Raw genomic sequence first — 17577 nt, 5'->3', positions numbered from 1 at the left:
CTCTCTCAGAGGTGGGAAACCGGCGGTATGACGCCCGGTTGCAGGTAGTGTTCGATACGCAGTAACTGGTCGGTCAGTAAAAGCTCGCGATTGAGACCGGTCACTGTCAAAAGTTGTTCACGGCTCTGGCAGATATCATGAAGGATAGCGTGCAGCGACTGCCCTGACAGGCGATTCGCCAGCGTGGTGACCAGCGCCCACACGTCAGGGTTAGTCAGAAGCGTCGCCCCCTGCTGGATTTTGAGCGCATCCAGCAGCAGTGCGGCCAGCCAGTGTAGCCGTTCCGGAGCCTGATCGCTGTTCAGCGCTGGCAGCACGCTCAGCCAGTCATGGCTGTCGAGGGCTGATTCAACCGCACGACACAGCGTTTCACGCTGAGACCACACTTCCGGCTGCAATAAGGCCAGCGCAGCCGCAGGCGCACCGCTGCACAGGCGCAACGCCGAGCGCGCCGCATCTTGTGACACCGTCACTTCTCGCTCAAGCCAGGCGAGCGCCCAGGATTCCTGAGGGACAGCGAGGTGGTGAAGAAGGCAGCGACTGCGCAGCGTCGCCAGCAAGCGTTCCGGCTCGCGGCAGGAGAGGAAAAACCAGGTATTCTCTGGCGGCTCTTCCAGGGTTTTTAACAGGGCATTGGCGGCGGCTTCCGTGAGCAGCGCGGCGTCGTTCAGCCACACCACTTTCGCCCCCCCCAGACGCGCATATTCGTACAGTTTCTCACTGACCTCACGCACCGCGTCGATACCGAGCGTATTTTTGCCCTTCTCGGGTTCGAGGGTGTAATAGTCAGGATGCGTGCCCGCCTGCATGAGCTGGCAACCCCGGCATTTACCGCAGCTTTTATGTCCTTCCGGCTGTTGGCACATCAGAAAGCGGGTGATGGCGTAAATCAACGCATCATCACCCATTCCCGGCAGCGCCTGGATCAGTAACGCATGATGCCCCCGACCAACCTGATAGCTGCCGATCAGCTGTTCAAAGTGTGGGCGCAACCATGGATACCATTTCATGCCTGCTGCTCCTGTAGCCACTGCGTAACGGTCTGCTGAATATCACGCGTAACGTCTTCAAGGGATTGCGTCGCATCGATGGTACGAATGGTCTTGTCCTGCCCGGCCAGTTCCAGATAACGCGCACGGGTGCGGTTAAAGAAATCAAAAGACTCCTGTTCAATGCGGTCCAGTTCGCCGCGGGCACGGGCGCGCTTCAGGCCCACCTCAGGGGTCACGTCCAGATACAGCGTCAGGTCAGGACGGAAATCGCCCAGAACCGCGTCGCGAAGCGTAGCCAGCATGGTCTGGTCGATACCCCGGCCACCGCCCTGATACGCCTGGGTTGAGAGATCGTGGCGATCGCCAATCACCCATTTCCCTTCTGCCAGAGCGGGTTTGATCACCGTCTCCACCAGCTGAACGCGCGCAGCATAGAACATCAGCACTTCCGCTTTGTCGGTAATAACTTCATCGCCAACGGATTTGATATCCAGAACCAGGCTGCGCAGTTTTTCCGCCAGCTGCGTACCGCCCGGCTCGCGGGTAAAGACCATGTCGGCAACGCCAAGCGACTTAAGCGTATCCACCACCACGTTACGGGCAGTTGTTTTGCCCGCCCCTTCGAGTCCCTCAATGACAATGTATTTACTGCGCATTTTTTTCCTTAAGTGCCTTCAGATAGTCCTGAACGGAGCGATTGTGGCTGGCCAGGTTGGTATTAAACGTATGCCCCCCTTTTCCGTCAGCCACAAAATAGAGATACGGCGTTTTGGCCGGGTGCGCGGCGGCCTTCAACGATGCTTCACTCGGCGTCGCGATCGGTCCAGGCGGCAGGCCGCTAATCACGTAGGTATTATACGCCGTTGGCGTCTCCAGATCTTTTCTGGAAATCCTGCCGTTGTAGTTTTCGCCCATGCCGTAGATGACGGTAGGATCGGTTTGCAAACGCATGCCGATGCGCAGACGGTTAATAAACACCGAGGCAACCTGGTCACGTTCGGCAGCAACGGCCGTCTCTTTCTCGATGATCGAGGCCATCGTCATGAACTGGTTTTGATCTTTATAAGGCAGGCCCTCTGCTCGCCCTTTCCAGGCAGCGTCTACCGCCGCGACCATTTTGTTGTGCGCGCGCTTCAGAATGGCCACATCGGTAGTGCCTGCCGTATACATCCACGTATCGGGCCAGAACCAGCCTTCCACCCACTCGGGATGTTCGAATTTTAAGGCGTCTGCCACGGTCTGGTAGCGGTCATCTTTCAGCGTATGCTTAATGTATGGCGCGTCCCGCAGCTGCCTGAGGTAATCGCTCAGACGCATACCTTCCACAAAACGCAGCGGGAACTGGGCTTCTTTACCACTCTCCAGCAGTTGCAGCATCTCGCGCACGGTCATGCCAGGGGTAAAGCGATAGGTGCCGGCCTTGAAATGGGACAGGTCCGGTTCAATACGCAGCAGCCACTGGAATACGCGTGGGCGATTGATAATTTTGTCGTCATACAGCTGCTGACCAAGCGCCTGCCGCCCGGTACCCGCTTTCAGGGTAAAAATCGTCTCGTCTTTAATCAGGATCTGACTCTCCGCCAGCTGACGGACTTTCCACACTCCCGCTCCGCCAGCGATACCGAACGCAACGATAAGAAGGAGGACAAAGCGTAACATTTTCTTCATGACTACCTGGTTTGCTCACATAACGGGGCCAGAAACTGGAACAGCTCGCGGGATGACCAGCATTTGCGGCCATAAGCGCGAACGGGGACAACGGGCATCAGCGCATTGCAGATAACAACTTCATCGGCAGACAGCAGCGCCTCTTCCTTAGCGTTGACTTCGACAACGCGAAAGCCTGCACGTGCCAGCTGGTGCATACAAAACTGCCGCATAATGCCGTTGACGCCGGCCTGCTCCAGCGAAGGCGTGAACACGTCACTGCCCTTCCGCCAGAGTAAATTAGCCGCACAGCATTCCGTAATGTACCCTTCGCTGTCAAGAACCAGCGCCTCCCCGGCCTCCGTCTGCTCAAGATGAGTACGAATAAGCACCTGTTCAAGGCGGTTGAGATGTTTTATGCCAGCGAGCATCGGGTTTCGCCCCAGACGTACCGGACTTAACGCCAGGGCTACGCCCTCTTCACGCCAGTGCGCATAATGGGAAGGATAATCTGAAACGGAAAGGACCCGCGTAGGATGCAGACAGGCAGAACCGCTATAGCCCCGGCCACCGCTCCCGCGGCTAATAATGACTTTCAGGACGCCGCTTGCTTTATCTGACGCCAGCCGACGCATTTCACTTTCAAGAATGTCCCACTGCGAGAAGGGGATCAGTAATGCTTCGCAGGCTTTTTGTAAACGAAGGATATGGGCCCCGAGCAGACACACGCCACCGTCGAGAATACGCGCAGTCGTGAAACAGCCATCGCCAAACTGGGTCGCCCTGTCGCTTGCCGGCAGCGTGTCTTGCTCAAGGCCATTAATTAAAAACATGGTGGCTCCTTATGCGTGGAGGCTCAGTCTGGCAGGATGTGAGCAGCCGGACAAGGGGATTTCACCTAATAAAAAAGGCCCGGCAAGCGGACCTTTTTTATCGTCAGCGACTAACCAGACTCAGACCTTTTTGAAGATCAGAGAACCGTTAGTCCCACCGAAGCCGAAGGAGTTACACAGGGTATACTCCATACCGCTAACCTGGCGTGCTTCGTGAGGAACGAAGTCCAGATCGCAACCTTCATCCGGATTATCCAGGTTGATGGTTGGCGGTACAGCCTGATCGCGCAGCGCGAGAATAGAGTAGATTGACTCTACTGCCCCCGCAGCACCCAGCAGGTGACCGGTCATGGATTTCGTGGAGCTTACCATTACGCGGCCGGCAGATTCGCCGAAGATAGACTTAACAGCCTGCGCTTCTGCTTTATCGCCCGCAGGGGTAGACGTCCCATGGGCATTAACGTAGCCAACCTGTGCCGGCGTAATGCCCGCATCGCGGATGGCGTTTTCCATCGCCAGCGCAGCGCCTGCGCCGTTCTCTGGAGGAGACGTCATGTGATAAGCATCGCTGCTCATGCCAAAGCCAACAACTTCAGCATAAATTTTCGCGCCACGTTTTTTCGCGTGTTCGTACTCTTCCAGTACGATCATGCCTGCACCGTCACCCAGCACGAAACCGTCACGGTCTTTATCCCACGGACGGCTCGCCGCCTGCGGATTATCGTTTCGGGTAGAGAGCGCACGCGCTGCACCGAAGCCACCGACGCCCAGCGGGGTACTGGCTTTTTCAGCGCCGCCCGCAACCATAGCATCTGCATCGCCGTACGCAATGATACGCGCGGCCTGGCCGATGTTATGCACGCCAGACGTACAGGCTGTCGCGATTGAGATGCTTGGGCCACGCAGGCCGAACATAATGGTCAGGTGACCTGCCACCATGTTGACAATCGTAGACGGAACGAAGAACGGGCTGATTTTACGCGGGCCGCCATTCATCAGAGATGTATGGTTTTCTTCAATCAGACCAAGACCGCCAATCCCGGAGCCGATAGCGGCGCCGATACGGGTCGCGTTCTCTTCCGTAATCTCAAGGCCAGAATCCTGCATGGCCTGAACGCCAGCGACAATTCCATATTGAATGAAGGCATCCATCTTGCGCTGTTCTTTGCGCGAGATGATCTCTTCACAGTTAAAATCCTTTACTAAGCCAGCAAATTTCGTTGCATAGGCGCTAGTATCGAAATGGTCGATTAGGCTGATGCCGCTCTGACCGGCAAGGAGAGCTTTCCAGGTGGACTCTACGGTATTGCCGACAGGAGACAACATGCCAAGTCCGGTCACAACTACACGACGCTTAGACACGCTTGTCCTCCAGGGAGGGATAAAAAAAGAGATTCGTGGGACAACAAAAGATAAAACTCAGGCGGTCGAATGACCGCCTGGAGATGTTCACTTACGCCTGGTGACCGTTGATGTAATCAATGGCAGCCTGAACGGTGGTGATTTTCTCAGCTTCTTCGTCCGGAATCTCAGTATCAAACTCTTCTTCCAGAGCCATTACCAGCTCAACGGTGTCAAGAGAATCTGCGCCCAGGTCTTCAACAAAGGAAGCGGAGTTCACAACTTCTTCCTGCTTAACGCCCAGCTGTTCGCCGATAATTTTCTTAACGCGTTCTTCGATAGTGCTCATACTCTTAAATTTCCTATCAAAACTCGCTTTCGCGATGGTTTTCGTAGTGTATAAAATGTTGAAAAATTTGCAACTAAATCCCGGCAGGTCTTACCACGATTTTACGTTATTTTGAGGCCATTTGCCCAAATAACGCAAATATTTTCGATCGTGATTAAACCATGTACATCCCGCCGTTGACGTGGAGGGTTTCACCAGTGATGTAACCCGCTTCGTCAGAGGCTAAAAATGCAACCGCGCTGGCGATTTCTTTAGGGTCGCCAAGACGACCCGCCGGAACTGCCGCCAGCGTACCCGCACGCTGCTCATCAGTCAGCGCACGCGTCATGTCCGTTTCAATAAAGCCCGGAGCAACAACGTTTACAGTAATTCCGCGGGACGCGACTTCACGCGCCAGCGACTTACTGAAACCGATCAGACCTGCTTTCGCCGCAGCGTAGTTAGCCTGACCAGCATTTCCCATGGTACCAACCACAGAACCTACAGTGATAATACGACCATGACGCTTTTTCATCATAGCGCGCATTACCGCTTTTGACAGACGGAATACAGATGACAGGTTGGTTTCGATAATATCGTTCCACTCGTCGTCTTTCATTCGCATCAGCAGGTTGTCGCGAGTGATCCCGGCATTATTGACCAGAATATCCACTTCGCCAAACTCTGCGCGAATATTTTCCAGAACAGATTCGATAGATGCTGGTTCAGTCACATTCAGTACCAGACCTTTACCGTTCGCACCCAGATAGTCGCTGATGGCCTGTGCGCCATTCTCACTGGTCGCAGTCCCGATCACCGTCGCGCCGCGCGCAACCAGTGTTTCAGCAATAGCGCGCCCAATACCGCGGCTTGCGCCGGTCACCAGGGCAATTTTTCCTTCAAAACTCATGGTATTCCTCTTTTATTGCGAGAGTGCCGCTTTCATGGCTTCCGGCTCGTTAATCGCCGAGGCAGTCAGGGTGTCTACAATACGTTTTGTCAGACCGGTAAGTACCTTACCTGGACCAACTTCATACAGATGTTCAACGCCCTGAGACGCCATAAATTCAACGGTTTTAGTCCACTGAACCGGGCTGTAGAGCTGGCGAACCAGCGCGTTACGGATAGCCTCCGGCGCGGTTTCGCACTGCACATCGACGTTATTCACAACGGAAATCGTCGGTGCGTTAAAGGTCATTTTTTCCAGCTCAACCGCCAGCTTATCGGCAGCGGGCTTCATCAGCGCGCAGTGAGACGGTACGCTCACCGGCAGGGGCAGTGCACGTTTTGCGCCCGCAGCTTTACAGGCAGCACCTGCACGCTCAACCGCTTCTTTATGACCCGCGATTACCACCTGGCCTGGCGAGTTAAAGTTTACCGGAGAAACGACCTGACCTTCAGCAGATTCTTCACAGGCTTTAGCGATAGACGCATCATCCAGACCGATGATGGCAGACATGCCGCCCGTGCCCTCTGGCACCGCTTCCTGCATGAATTTACCACGCAATTCAACCAGGCGTACCGCGTCAGCGAAGGCAATCACCCCTGCGCAGACCAGCGCAGAGTATTCACCCAGGCTATGACCCGCCATCAGCGTCGGCGCTTTGCCGCCCTGCTGCTGCCATACGCGCCACAATGCGACGGAGGCTGCCAGCAGTGCCGGTTGAGTCTGCCAGGTTTTGTTCAGCTCTTCAGCGGGGCCCTGTTGGGTCAGCGCCCACAGATCATAACCCAGCGCGTCAGAGGCTTCACGGAAAGTCTCTTCAATAACCGGATAGTTTGCTGCCATTTCAGACAACATCCCAACAGTTTGCGAGCCCTGTCCCGGGAACACAAAAGCAAATTGCGTCATTTTTTAATCCTTATCCTAGAAACGAACCAGCGCGGAACCCCAGGTGAACCCGCCACCAAAGGCTTCAAGCAAGACCAGTTGGCCCCGTTTAATTCGTCCATCGCGTACCGCTTCGTCAAATGCGCACGGTACCGATGCCGCAGAGGTGTTGCCGTGGCGATCAAGCGTCACCACAACGTTATCCATAGACATGCCCAGCTTCTTCGCCGTCGCGCTGATGATACGCAGGTTCGCCTGATGCGGCACCAGCCAGTCGAGTGCGGTGCGTTCAAGGTTATTGGCTTCCAGCGTCTCATCGACAATATGCGCAAGCTCAGTCACCGCCACCTTGAATACTTCATTACCTGCCATGGTGAGGTAAATGGAGTTATCAGGATTAACGCGATCGGCGTTAGGCAGCGTTAACAGCTCGCCGTAGCGGCCATCGGCATGCAAGTGCGTGGAGATGATGCCCGGCTCTTCGGACTGCCCCAGCAGCACCGCGCCCGCGCCATCGCCAAAAATAATGATCGTGCCGCGATCGGTTGGATCGCAGGTACGCGCCAGAACATCAGCGCCGATCACCAGCGCATATTTTACGGCGCCCGATTTTACATACTGATCGGCGATGCTCAGCGCATAGGTGAAACCCGCGCACGCTGCTGCAACATCAAATGCCGGGCAGCCTTTGATGCCGAGCATGTTCTGCACCTGGCACGCTGCGCTTGGGAAGGCATGCGTGGCAGAGGTTGTCGCCACCACAATAAGCCCGATCTGTTCTTTATCAATGCCAGCCATCTCAAGCGCTCGCTGAGCGGCTTCGTAGCCCATGGTGGACACAGTTTCGTCTGGCGCGGCGATACGACGTTCACGGATACCTGTGCGCGTGACAATCCACTCGTCAGACGTATCTACCATTTTTTCAAGATCGGCGTTGGTACGCACTTGTTTTGGCAGGTAGCTGCCGGTACCTAAAATCTTCGTATACATGTACGCTCAGTCACTTTTAGCTAATACAGATCCCAGGCGAGCGGCAATCCTCTGAGGGACTTGTCGCTGCACCGCCTGCACTGCCTGTTCAATCGCGACGGTAAATGCTCGCTGATTGGCGGCGCCATGACTCTTAATCACGATGCCGCGCAATCCTAACAGACAGGCGCCATTATACTGGTCGGGGTTGAGGTGACTGAATCGCCGCGTCAGGCTTTTTTGTAACCAACGCTTTAATAAAATCAGCCACCAGGACCTTTTTTTACCTTCTCCCTGCGATTTCAGCAGAGAAAGGAACATTCGTACGACCCCTTCCATGGTCTTCAACGTCACGTTTCCGGTGAAGCCATCACACACTAATACATCCGTTTTGCCCGTCAGCAACTCATTGGCTTCGAGATAACCAATATAGTTGATGGAGGGGACCTGTTTGAGTATTTCCGCAGCGTCGCGGATACTGTCCAGGCCTTTAGTCTCTTCTTCACCAATATTCAGTAAAGCAACGCGGGGATTGTTAATCCCGACCACGTCTTCAGCCAGCACCGACCCCATAACGGCAAACTGAGCCAGCATTGTACTATCACAATCCACGTTAGCGCCCAGATCCAGCACCACCGTTTTGCCCTTCTGCTGATGCGGTAATACCGTCACCAGCGCCGGACGCTCAATGCCCTCAATCGGCTTGAGCAATAATTTCGACAGCCCCATCAGCGCGCCAGTATTTCCCGCGCTGACGCAAGCCTGCGCTCGCCCTTCTTTCACCAGTTCCAGCGCCATTCGCATAGAGCTGCCGCGGCTATTACGAATAGCCTGCGATGGCCGGGCATCACTGGCAATAACTGACTGCGCAGGAATAATCTGCAGACGCGAACGTTGTTCAAAGTCAGCTTTTGCAAGTAATGGCGTGATTGTGTCGGGATTACCGACTAAAAGAAGTGTGAGTTGCGAATTAGAATTCAGTGCCTGCAATGCTGCAGGCACTGTCACGGTAGGGCCAAAATCTCCCCCCATGACATCTAACGCCAGGGTTAGACGTGTCAAGGTATCGTCGCAGCCTGGTTCGGTAAACTCCCCGTTTGCACGGGGAAGTTCCTCACTAAGCCTAATCACGCTGACGCGTGATTACTTAGTGATAACCTTGCGGCCGCGGTAGAAACCGTCAGCGGTGATGTGGTGACGCAGGTGTTTCTCACCAGAAGTCTTGTCTACAGACAGGCTGGTAACTGCGGTCAGCGCGTCATGGGAACGACGCATGCCACGTTTGGAACGGGTTGGTTTATTCTGTTGTACGGCCATGGACCTTACTCCTCAATTACTTACGCTTTAAGCTGGCTAATACGGCAAATGGGTTTGGTTTTTGCGCTTCATCAGGCAGTTCCCCAAAGACCATGTCCGCCTCGGACACTTCACAGTGTTCAGAATCATGCACCGGAACGACTGGCAGGGAGAGGATGACTTCATCTTCAACCAGCGCCAGAAGATCGATTTCACCGAATTCGTTAACCTCAATCGGCTCATACGCTTCCGGGAGTGCTTCAGCCTGTTCGTCAGAACGAACCGGACTAAAACAATACGTTGTGTGAACATGCTGTACAAACGGTTTCCCGCAACGCTGACATTCGAGCGTTACCGTCACCTTTGCATCACCGGTTAACACGGCGAGACGCTGGTTGTCGATAGCGAACGACATGGAGCATTCTACATCACTGTCCACACTGACTACAGATTCGGCAATACGCTCAGCCTGATCGGAAGAATAGATTCCTTCGTAATCGAGGCGTTTTTGAGCCGTACGAACCGGATCAAGAGTCAGGGGTAATTTTACCTTTTGCATAGGGCGCGCATATTAACTTTGTAACGTCATAGAGTCAAAGAAAAAGGCAACCAGAGCTGCCTTTTGCCAATTATTCGCACACATTGCGGCCTGTAGTTTAAAATGGCTGGCATCGATACGCTATATCTGGTGATAAAAATATGCCAAATCTCGTCCTTGCTTCCACTTCACCTTATCGCCGAATGCTGCTGGAAAGGCTCGGGATCCCGTTTGAATGCGCTGCGCCGGAGGTGGATGAAACGCCACAGCCGGGCGAGTCACCGCGTCATCTGGTGACCCGTCTCGCGAAAGAGAAAGCACAGTCGCTGGCCGTACGTTACCCCGCACATCTGATTATAGGCTCCGATCAGGTTTGTGTGCTGGACGGCGAAATCACCGGCAAACCGCATACGGAAGAAAACGCCTGCCAGCAGCTGTTGCGTGCGCGAGGCGGTATCGTGACCTTTTATACCGGCCTGGCGCTTTATAATTCGGCTTCCGGTCATCTGCAAACCGAGTGCGAGCCGTTTGATGTGCACTTCCGTCATCTTAGCGAGCAGGAGATTATGGATTATGTGCGTCGGGAACGTCCGCTAAACTGTGCAGGGAGCTTTAAAAGTGAAGGACTAGGGATTGCGTTGTTCGACAAGCTCGATGGCCGCGATCCCAACACGCTGGTGGGGTTGCCGCTGATTGCGCTGTGCCAGATGTTAAGGCGAGAAGAGTGTAATCCGCTGACGATGTGACCGTTGCGGCCTGATGCCCACAGGGAGAGGGAGAAAAACATGTAGGCCGGGTAAGCGCAGCGCCACCCGGCACAAAATCAGCCGCGCAGAACTTTCAGACAGCGTTTGAGCTGCTCATCCAGCGGCGCTTCAATACGGATAACTTCGCCGGTATTAGGATGGGTAAATTTCAGCGCTGCCGCGTGCAGGAACAGACGCGACAGCCCTGTTCCCGCCAGCTGCTTATCAAATTCGCGATCGCCATAGCGGTCATCAAACGCAATCGGATGGCCCGCAAACTGGGTATGGACGCGAATCTGGTGGGTACGCCCCGTCACCGGACTACAGCGCACCAGCGTGGCGAATTCGTAGCGCTCTTCAACTTTAAAGCGCGTCTCAGACGGTTTCCCTTCCTGATTAACACGAACAATGCGCTCGCCGCTTTGCAGAATATTTTTCAGCAGCGGCGCCTGCACCACTTTCACGTGGGACTGCCACTGGCCGCGCACCAGCGCCAGGTAATCTTTCTGCATCCCTTTTTCGCGCAGCTGTTCATGCAAAGAACGCAGCGCAGAACGTTTTTTCGCCACCAGCAGCACGCCAGAGGTATCGCGGTCAAGACGGTGAACCAGTTCGAGGAAACGCGCTTCCGGGCGCAGCGCGCGTAACCCTTCAATCACGCCGAAGCTCAGACCACTCCCCCCGTGTACCGCCGTTCCGGACGGTTTATTCAGCACCAGAATGTGGTCGTCCTCATAAAGGATAACGTCGCTCAGGGCCGCGACTTTTTGCAGCTTCGGAGAAACGACCTCTTCTTCACGCTCTGCAACACGTACCGGTGGAATCCGGACTTCATCGCCCGCCTCGAGCTTATACTCTGGCTTCACGCGTTTTTTGTTCACCCGCACCTCGCCCTTACGCAAGATGCGATAAATCATACTTTTTGGCACGCCCTTCAACTGGGTGCGCAAAAAATTATCGATACGTTGCCCCGCCTCGTCGTCGGCGATGGCAACCATTTTTACGGCTGGAGTCTCTGTTTTCATGGTTGGCGATTCTAAATAGCGTCAGACATTAGCGCCACTCATTTTTCTATGCTTATATTTACTTTTATCCGGACCACTCCCCTTTCGCGCAATCGATTTGGTGGTTATTAAACCAATCACCCCCTTGAAGTGAAGAAACTGTGAGTAACCGGGTGATAATTGGTAAAAGTCATCTTGCTATAACCCGGCGAGCAGTGGAATAATGAATCCGTTTTCCGCGTTAAATCCGGGTTTTGTAAGGATGTCGACGGAATGACCAATTTTGTCTGACCGATCATCCACGCAGCAATGGCGTAAGACGTATTGATCTTTCAGGCAGTTAGCGGGCTGCGGGTTGCAGTACTTCCCGGTATAAGGATTGTTCTCTGGAGAGTTTTCCCAGGCAATTCCCCTGATAATTGCGCTGTGTTTCCGTATGAAACCCAGGCAACCGACACTCTGCGCCTCTTAAGCGAGCGACAACCGTGAGGTTGGCGACGTGAATAGACACGAGGCCATCGGTTCATACCCCGGAAAGCGTCACCTTGCCCGCAGCTTTGTCGTCAATGTAAGAATAACGAGTAAGTTACGATGAAAAGAATGTTAATCAACGCAACTCAGCAAGAAGAGTTGCGTGTCGCCCTTGTGGATGGGCAGCGCCTGTACGATCTGGATATCGAAAGTCCTGGACACGAACAGAAAAAAGCGAACATTTACAAAGGCAAAATCACCCGCATTGAACCAAGCCTTGAAGCTGCATTTGTCGATTACGGTGCTGAGCGTCACGGTTTCCTTCCTCTCAAAGAAATCGCCCGCGAATATTTTCCTGCAAACTACAACTCCCATGGCCGTCCGAACATTAAAGATGTTCTGCGTGAAGGTCAGGAAGTTATCGTCCAGATCGATAAAGAAGAGCGTGGCAACAAAGGTGCCGCACTGACCACCTTTATCAGCCTGGCAGGAAGTTATCTGGTATTGATGCCAAACAACCCGCGTGCGGGTGGCATCTCTCGCCGTATCGAAGGCGATGACCGTACCGAGCTGAAAGAAGCGCTGGCAAGTCTCGAGCTGCCAGACGGCATGGGCCTTATCGTGCGCACCGCAGGCGTCGGCAAATCTGCCGAAGCGTTGCAGTGGGACCTGAGCTTCCGTCTGAAGCACTGGGAAGCCATCAAGAAAGCGGCTGAGAGCCGTCCTGCTCCGTTCCTGATCCACCAGGAAAGCAACGTTATTGTGCGTGCCTTCCGTGATTATCTACGTCAGGACATCGGTGAAATTCTGATTGATAACCCGAAAGTGCTTGAGCTGGCTCGCCAGCACATCGCCGCGCTGGGTCGCCCGGATTTCACCAGCAAAATTAAACTGTACACCGGTGAAATCCCGCTGTTCAGCCACTATCAGATTGAATCCCAGATCGAGTCTGCCTTCCAGCGTGAAGTGCGTCTGCCGTCCGGCGGTTCTATCGTAATTGATACCACCGAAGCGCTGACCGCTATCGACATCAACTCCGCGCGTGCAACCCGTGGCGGCGACATCGAAGAGACCGCCTTCAACACCAACCTTGAAGCCGCTGATGAAATCGCCCGCCAGCTCCGCCTGCGCGACCTGGGTGGTCTGATTGTTATCGACTTCATCGACATGACCCCGGTTCGCCACCAGCGTGCGGTTGAAAACCGTCTGCGTGAAGCGGTGCGCCAGGATCGCGCACGTATCCAGATTAGCCATATCTCGCGCTTCGGCCTGCTGGAAATGTCCCGTCAGCGTCTGAGCCCGTCACTCGGCGAGTCCAGCCATCACGTCTGCCCGCGCTGTTCCGGTACGGGTACCGTGCGTGACAATGAATCGCTCTCCCTCTCTATTCTTCGTCTGATTGAAGAAGAAGCGCTGAAAGAGAACACCAAAGAGGTTCACGCCATCGTTCCGGTGCCGATTGCCTCCTACCTGCTGAACGAAAAACGTGCAGCGGTAAGCGCAATCGAAGCGCGTCAGGGCGGTGTTCGCTGCATCATCGTGCCAAACGACGAGATGCAAACCCCGCACTATCACGTGCTGCGCGTGCGTAAAGGCGAAGAGACAAGCACCCTCAGCTACCTGCTGCCGAAGCTGCATGAAGAAGAAATGGCGCTGCCATCGGATGAAGAGCCTGCCGAGCGTAAACTGCCTGAGCAGCCTGCATTAGCAACCTTCATCATGCCGGAAGCCCCGCCGGAAGCGACGCTGGAAAAACCAGCGGCAAAACCTGCCGTGCAAAAGGCGGCCCCTGCCGCGCCAAAAGCGCAGCCTGAGCAGCCGGGTCTCCTGAGCCGCATCTTCGGTGCGTTGAAAAAAATGTTTGCTGGCGAAGAAGTTCAGCCTGAGCAGCCGAAAGAAGCGCCAAAAGAAGCGAAACCAGAGCGTCAGCAGGACCGTCGTAAGCGTCAGAACAATCGTCGCGATCGTAATGACCGCAACGACCGTAGCGATCGTAACGAGCGCCGTGATAATCGTTCCGAGAACAACGAAGGTCGTGAACAACGCGAGGACAACCGTCGCAACCGTCGCGAGAAGCAACAGCAGAACGTTGAAGATCGTGAGATTCGCCAGCAGGCGGGCGATGAGTCCGAGAAGAGCAAACAGCGTGACGAGCAGCAACCTCGCCGCGAGCGTAACCGTCGTCGTAACGACGAGAAACGCCAGGCCCAGCAGGAAGTCAAAAACCTGAACCGCGAAGCGCCTGTTGAACAGCAGGACACGGAGCAGGAAGAGCGTACTCAGGTTATGCCGCGTCGTAAGCAGCGTCAGCTGACCCAGAAAGTACGTGTGGGTGCTGTTCAGACGGAAGAAAACGACGTTATCGCGGTTGAAGCAGCAGAAAGCACAACGGGTACCCAGGTTGCAAAAGTTGACCTGCCAGCCGTAGTGGAAAATCAGGTTGAGCAGGACGAAAGCAGCGAAAACCGTGACAACGCAGGTATGCCGCGTCGCTCCCGTCGTTCTCCGCGTCATCTGCGCGTGAGCGGTCAGCGTCGTCGTCGCTACCGTGACGAGCGTTACCCGACTCAGTCGCCAATGCCGCTGACCGTGGCGTGCGCCTCACCTGAGATGGCATCCGGTAAAGTCTGGATCCGTTATCCGGTTGCTCGCCCGGAGCAGGCTGTTGAAGAACAGGCTGTGACCGAAGAGGTGATTGCACCGGTAGCAGCGGTGGAAGACGTCGTGACTGAAGCGGCAACCTTGGTTGAACCGCAGGTTGTTGACACGGCGGCACCGCAGGCTGTGGAAGTGGAAACGACCCATCCTGAAGTGATTGCTGCGCCGGTTGATGCCGCCCCGCAGATCATTGCCGAAGAAGATACCGTGGTGGCTGAAGAAGTCGCGGAGGAAGCTGAGCCGGTCTCCGCAGCAGAAGAACCCGCAGACGTTACCGTCGAAACGGTGACGGAAGAGGTTGTTCAGGACGTCGAGATTCAGGTTGAGCCTGTTGTCGAAGAGGTCAAAGAAGCTGAAGTGAAATCCGAGCCGGTTGAGGTCGTTGCCGCTCCAGCGCCTGCTCACGTTGCTACCGCGCCGATGACTCGCGCCCCGGCACCTGAGTATGTACCTGAAGCGCCACGCCATAGCGACTGGGTTCGTCCGGCATTCAACTTCGAAGGCAAAGGTGCTGCCGGTGGTCACAGTGCAACGCACATGGCTACTGCGCCAGCTACTCGTCCTCAGCCTGTTGAATAACGCACACTAAGACTGAAAGCCGACCTTCGGGTCGGCTTTTTTATGGCTGTTGCAGGGGCTTTCTCATTCCGGTGACCTCCGGCATTATCTGCCGCATCAGCTCCAGAAAACGCCGCAAGCGCGCCGGATAATAACGAGACCAGGGGTAAACCAGATGTACCGGTAACGCTGCCGGCTGCCACTCTGGCAGTAGATGCACCAGTCTTCCTTCCTGAATATCATCCTGTACTGTCCAGCTGGATACCACCGCCACGCCCAGCCCGGTGAGTGCCGTATTGCGCGCCACATACAGGCTGTCGGTACTCAGGCGTGGCGTAATGGTAACCCGCGCCGGGGCAGATGATGCATCGTGGAAAAGCTCCACATGGCGTTGATAAAAAGAGCTGATGGCAATCCAGGGAAGCTGCTGCAAATCTTCCGGCGTTTTAACCGCGGGATAACGGGCCAGTAATTCCGGTGAAGCCACCACCGAGCGCGGCACTTCAGCCAGCAGCACGGACACGGTTGCCGGATCGACTTCCACACCCACCCGAATAGCACAGTCAAGGTTGTCGCCGAGGAAATCAACCGAGCGATCGTTGAGCATCCACTCTACAGAAAGCTGGGGATAGCGCTGTAAAAATTCGGTTAACGGTTTCAGAAGCTGATCCTGGCCAAACGCGTGCGGGGCGCGCACCCTCAGCACCCCAACCGGTTCATCTTCCGTCTGCCCTACCTCGTCTTCCAGCGCCAGCCAGCTGTCAATCACCCGTCGGGCATGCTGATAGCAGCGTTCGCCGTCATCGGTCAGCCGGGTCGTATGGGTTGTGCGCAGCATCAGGCGTACTCCCAGCATGGTCTCAAGCGACTGCAACCGTCGGCTCACCGTGGCCTGGGTTGTTGCCAGCTGACGTGCCGCCGCAGAAAGAGACCCCGCCTCCACAATGCGAACAAACGTTCGCATCAGTTCTACCCGATCTATACGCTCAGACCTTTTCATACCATTTTTACCCATACGCCACACGTATAAGCGTTTTACCACCGCGCCCGCTACCGTCGCAAGGCGTACTGATAAAAAATAGCCGCACACGACGAATGAGGAACATCTTATGAACACAACCACCACCCGGGCCGTAAGCCGCTGGGTAATCTTAATGCTGGCGCTCGGTGCGGGCTTTAGCGTGGCATCCATCTATTATGCCCAGCCTCTGCTGCCGCTGATGGGCTCAGACCTGCATCTGAGCATCGAAGGCATGGGCATGGTCCCGACGCTCACCCAGGCGGGTTATGCCCTGGGCATCCTGTTTCTGCTCCCGCTCGGCGATCGTCATGACCGCAGAACGCTGATCCTGATAAAAAGTGCGGCCCTGGCGCTGTTCCTGCTGGGTTGTAGCCTGACCGGACAACTGCACTCCCTGCTGCTCACCAGCCTGCTGATTGGCATGGCCGCCACCATGGCGCAGGATATTGTCCCGGCCGCAGCGATCCTCGCGCCGGAAGGTAAACAGGGAAAAACGGTCGGCACGGTGATGACCGGCCTGCTGCTGGGGATTTTGCTCTCCAGAACCGTCAGCGGCGTGGTCGGTGAAGCCTTTGGCTGGCGGGTGATGTATCAGCTGGCTGCTGCAAGCATTGCCTTTGTCGGCGTGGTGATGTGGGCCGTACTCCCACGTTTTGCTATTCACTCCACGCTGAGCTATCCCGCGCTGATGCGTTCCATGGAGCACCTGTGGCGTCGTTACCCGGCACTGCGTCGCGCGGCGCTGGCTCAGGGTTTTCTGTCGATTGCCTTTAGCGCATTCTCGTCAACGCTGGCGGTCATGCTGCTGGAACGGTATCACCTTGGCAGCGCCGTAGCGGGTGGATTTGGTATTGCCGGAGCCGCTGGTGCGCTGGCTGCACCGCTGGCAGGGGGTCTGGCAGATAAGCTGGGCGCCGGTAAAGTGACCCAGCTGGGTGCCGCGCTGGTGACCCTCTCGTTTGCCCTGATGTTCATGATGCCGGCACTGGGTGTACACGGTCAGTTGATCCTGATTGCCCTCTCCGCGGTCGGTTTCGATCTCGGCTTGCAGTCCAGCCTCGTGGCCCACCAGAACCTGGTCTACAGCCTTGAGCCGCAGGCCCGCGGACGCCTGAACGCCCTGCTGTTTACCGTCATTTTCATCGGAATGGCGCTGGGCTCGGCATTAGGCAGCAATATCTATACGCTGGCAGGCTGGTCTGGCGTGGTGGCTCTGGCAACCCTGTGTGGTGCCATTGCGCTGGCTATCAGAGTGATTGAAAGCGCCCGGGTGCTGTCCGCACAGGCAGAACGTGTGTAAAAAAAATGCCCAACCCGGACGGGTTGGGCAGTCAAAACATGCCC

17 protein-coding genes are annotated in these 17577 nt (G+C 55.5%); 3 read left to right on the top strand and 14 right to left on the bottom strand.

All coding sequences use genetic code 11. The annotated features are described in order from the left end of the window. Nucleotides 1-5: 5 nt before the first annotated feature. The 12 genes from holB to yceD all read right to left on the bottom strand — a co-directional run bounded on the left by holB (nt 6) and on the right by yceD (nt 9796). The gene (gene holB, locus ACOTY5_RS04370) at nt 6-1010 is read right to left on the bottom strand and encodes a DNA polymerase III subunit delta' (RefSeq protein WP_017384721.1); all 1005 of its coding nucleotides are present in this window, start codon (nt 1008-1010) and stop codon (nt 6-8) included. Further along, complete coding sequence (tmk, locus tag ACOTY5_RS04365) at nt 1007-1648, bottom strand: dTMP kinase (protein ID WP_045141463.1); 642 nt, start codon at nt 1646-1648, stop codon at nt 1007-1009. Before tmk ends, holB begins: the two co-directional genes overlap by 4 nt. Beyond that, nucleotides 1638-2660: a cell division protein YceG gene (yceG, locus tag ACOTY5_RS04360; protein WP_017384722.1), complete on the bottom strand. Its 1023-nt coding sequence runs from the start codon at nt 2658-2660 to the stop codon at nt 1638-1640. Before yceG ends, tmk begins: the two co-directional genes overlap by 11 nt. 2 nt (nt 2661-2662) lie before the next feature. Then, nucleotides 2663-3472 (bottom strand): aminodeoxychorismate lyase, encoded by an 810-nt coding sequence (gene pabC / locus ACOTY5_RS04355; RefSeq protein WP_062934093.1) that lies wholly within the window; start codon nt 3470-3472, stop codon nt 2663-2665. A gap of 120 nt (nt 3473-3592) precedes the next feature. Next, a complete protein-coding gene (gene fabF / locus ACOTY5_RS04350) occupies nt 3593-4834 on the bottom strand; it encodes a beta-ketoacyl-ACP synthase II (protein ID WP_045141461.1) in 1242 nt (413 codons plus the stop codon). A 91-nt stretch (nt 4835-4925) separates the two neighbouring features. Then, complete coding sequence (gene acpP / locus ACOTY5_RS04345) at nt 4926-5162, bottom strand: acyl carrier protein (RefSeq protein ID WP_003857954.1); 237 nt, start codon at nt 5160-5162, stop codon at nt 4926-4928. Nucleotides 5163-5316: 154 nt separating this feature from the next. Continuing rightward, nucleotides 5317-6051, bottom strand: coding sequence for a 3-oxoacyl-ACP reductase FabG (gene fabG / locus ACOTY5_RS04340; RefSeq protein ID WP_003857956.1), 735 nt, complete (start codon nt 6049-6051; stop codon nt 5317-5319). A 12-nt stretch (nt 6052-6063) separates the two neighbouring features. Next, nucleotides 6064-6993, bottom strand: coding sequence for an ACP S-malonyltransferase (gene fabD, locus ACOTY5_RS04335; protein WP_015570824.1), 930 nt, complete (start codon nt 6991-6993; stop codon nt 6064-6066). 15 nt (nt 6994-7008) lie between these two features. Continuing rightward, nucleotides 7009-7962, bottom strand: a complete 954-nt coding sequence (locus ACOTY5_RS04330; RefSeq protein ID WP_017384725.1) for a beta-ketoacyl-ACP synthase III — start codon at nt 7960-7962, stop codon at nt 7009-7011. A gap of 6 nt (nt 7963-7968) precedes the next feature. Then, on the bottom strand, nt 7969-9003 hold the full coding sequence (plsX, locus tag ACOTY5_RS04325) for a phosphate acyltransferase PlsX (RefSeq protein WP_017693638.1): 1035 nt from the start codon (nt 9001-9003) through the stop codon (nt 7969-7971). A gap of 81 nt (nt 9004-9084) precedes the next feature. After that, nucleotides 9085-9258: a 50S ribosomal protein L32 gene (gene rpmF, locus ACOTY5_RS04320; RefSeq protein WP_003857964.1), complete on the bottom strand. Its 174-nt coding sequence runs from the start codon at nt 9256-9258 to the stop codon at nt 9085-9087. A gap of 16 nt (nt 9259-9274) precedes the next feature. Then, nucleotides 9275-9796 carry a 23S rRNA accumulation protein YceD gene (gene yceD, locus ACOTY5_RS04315; RefSeq protein WP_003857966.1) on the bottom strand — a complete coding sequence of 174 codons (522 nt, stop codon included), beginning with the start codon at nt 9794-9796 and terminating at the stop codon, nt 9275-9277. Nucleotides 9797-9936: 140 nt separating this feature from the next. Here yceD and ACOTY5_RS04310 point away from each other — a divergent pair, with 140 nt between their 5' ends. Beyond that, on the top strand, nt 9937-10521 hold the full coding sequence (locus ACOTY5_RS04310; protein ID WP_045141460.1) for a Maf family protein: 585 nt from the start codon (nt 9937-9939) through the stop codon (nt 10519-10521). A 77-nt stretch (nt 10522-10598) separates the two neighbouring features. Here ACOTY5_RS04310 and rluC read toward each other — a convergent pair whose 3' ends face one another. After that, complete coding sequence (gene rluC, locus ACOTY5_RS04305) at nt 10599-11546, bottom strand: 23S rRNA pseudouridine(955/2504/2580) synthase RluC (protein WP_003857970.1); 948 nt, start codon at nt 11544-11546, stop codon at nt 10599-10601. Between the two features lie 570 nt (nt 11547-12116). Here rluC and rne point away from each other — a divergent pair. Then, on the top strand, nt 12117-15233 hold the full coding sequence (gene rne, locus ACOTY5_RS04300) for a ribonuclease E (protein ID WP_045141459.1): 3117 nt from the start codon (nt 12117-12119) through the stop codon (nt 15231-15233). 40 nt (nt 15234-15273) lie between these two features. Here rne and ACOTY5_RS04295 read toward each other — a convergent pair whose 3' ends face one another. After that, the gene (locus ACOTY5_RS04295) at nt 15274-16227 is read right to left on the bottom strand and encodes a LysR family transcriptional regulator (RefSeq protein WP_032671510.1); all 954 of its coding nucleotides are present in this window, start codon (nt 16225-16227) and stop codon (nt 15274-15276) included. 94 nt (nt 16228-16321) lie between these two features. On the opposite strand from ACOTY5_RS04295, the gene ACOTY5_RS04290 reads away from it, so the two are divergent. Beyond that, nucleotides 16322-17533, top strand: coding sequence for an MFS transporter (locus ACOTY5_RS04290; RefSeq protein WP_421631842.1), 1212 nt, complete (start codon nt 16322-16324; stop codon nt 17531-17533). Nucleotides 17534-17577: the final 44 nt, after the last annotated feature.

Origin of the sequence: Enterobacter cloacae complex sp. SHL018 (assembly GCF_049237905.1) — a bacterium.
Classification (GTDB): Bacteria; Pseudomonadota; Gammaproteobacteria; order Enterobacterales; family Enterobacteriaceae; genus Enterobacter; species Enterobacter hormaechei_C.
This window is presented reverse-complemented; position numbering and strand designations above follow the sequence as displayed.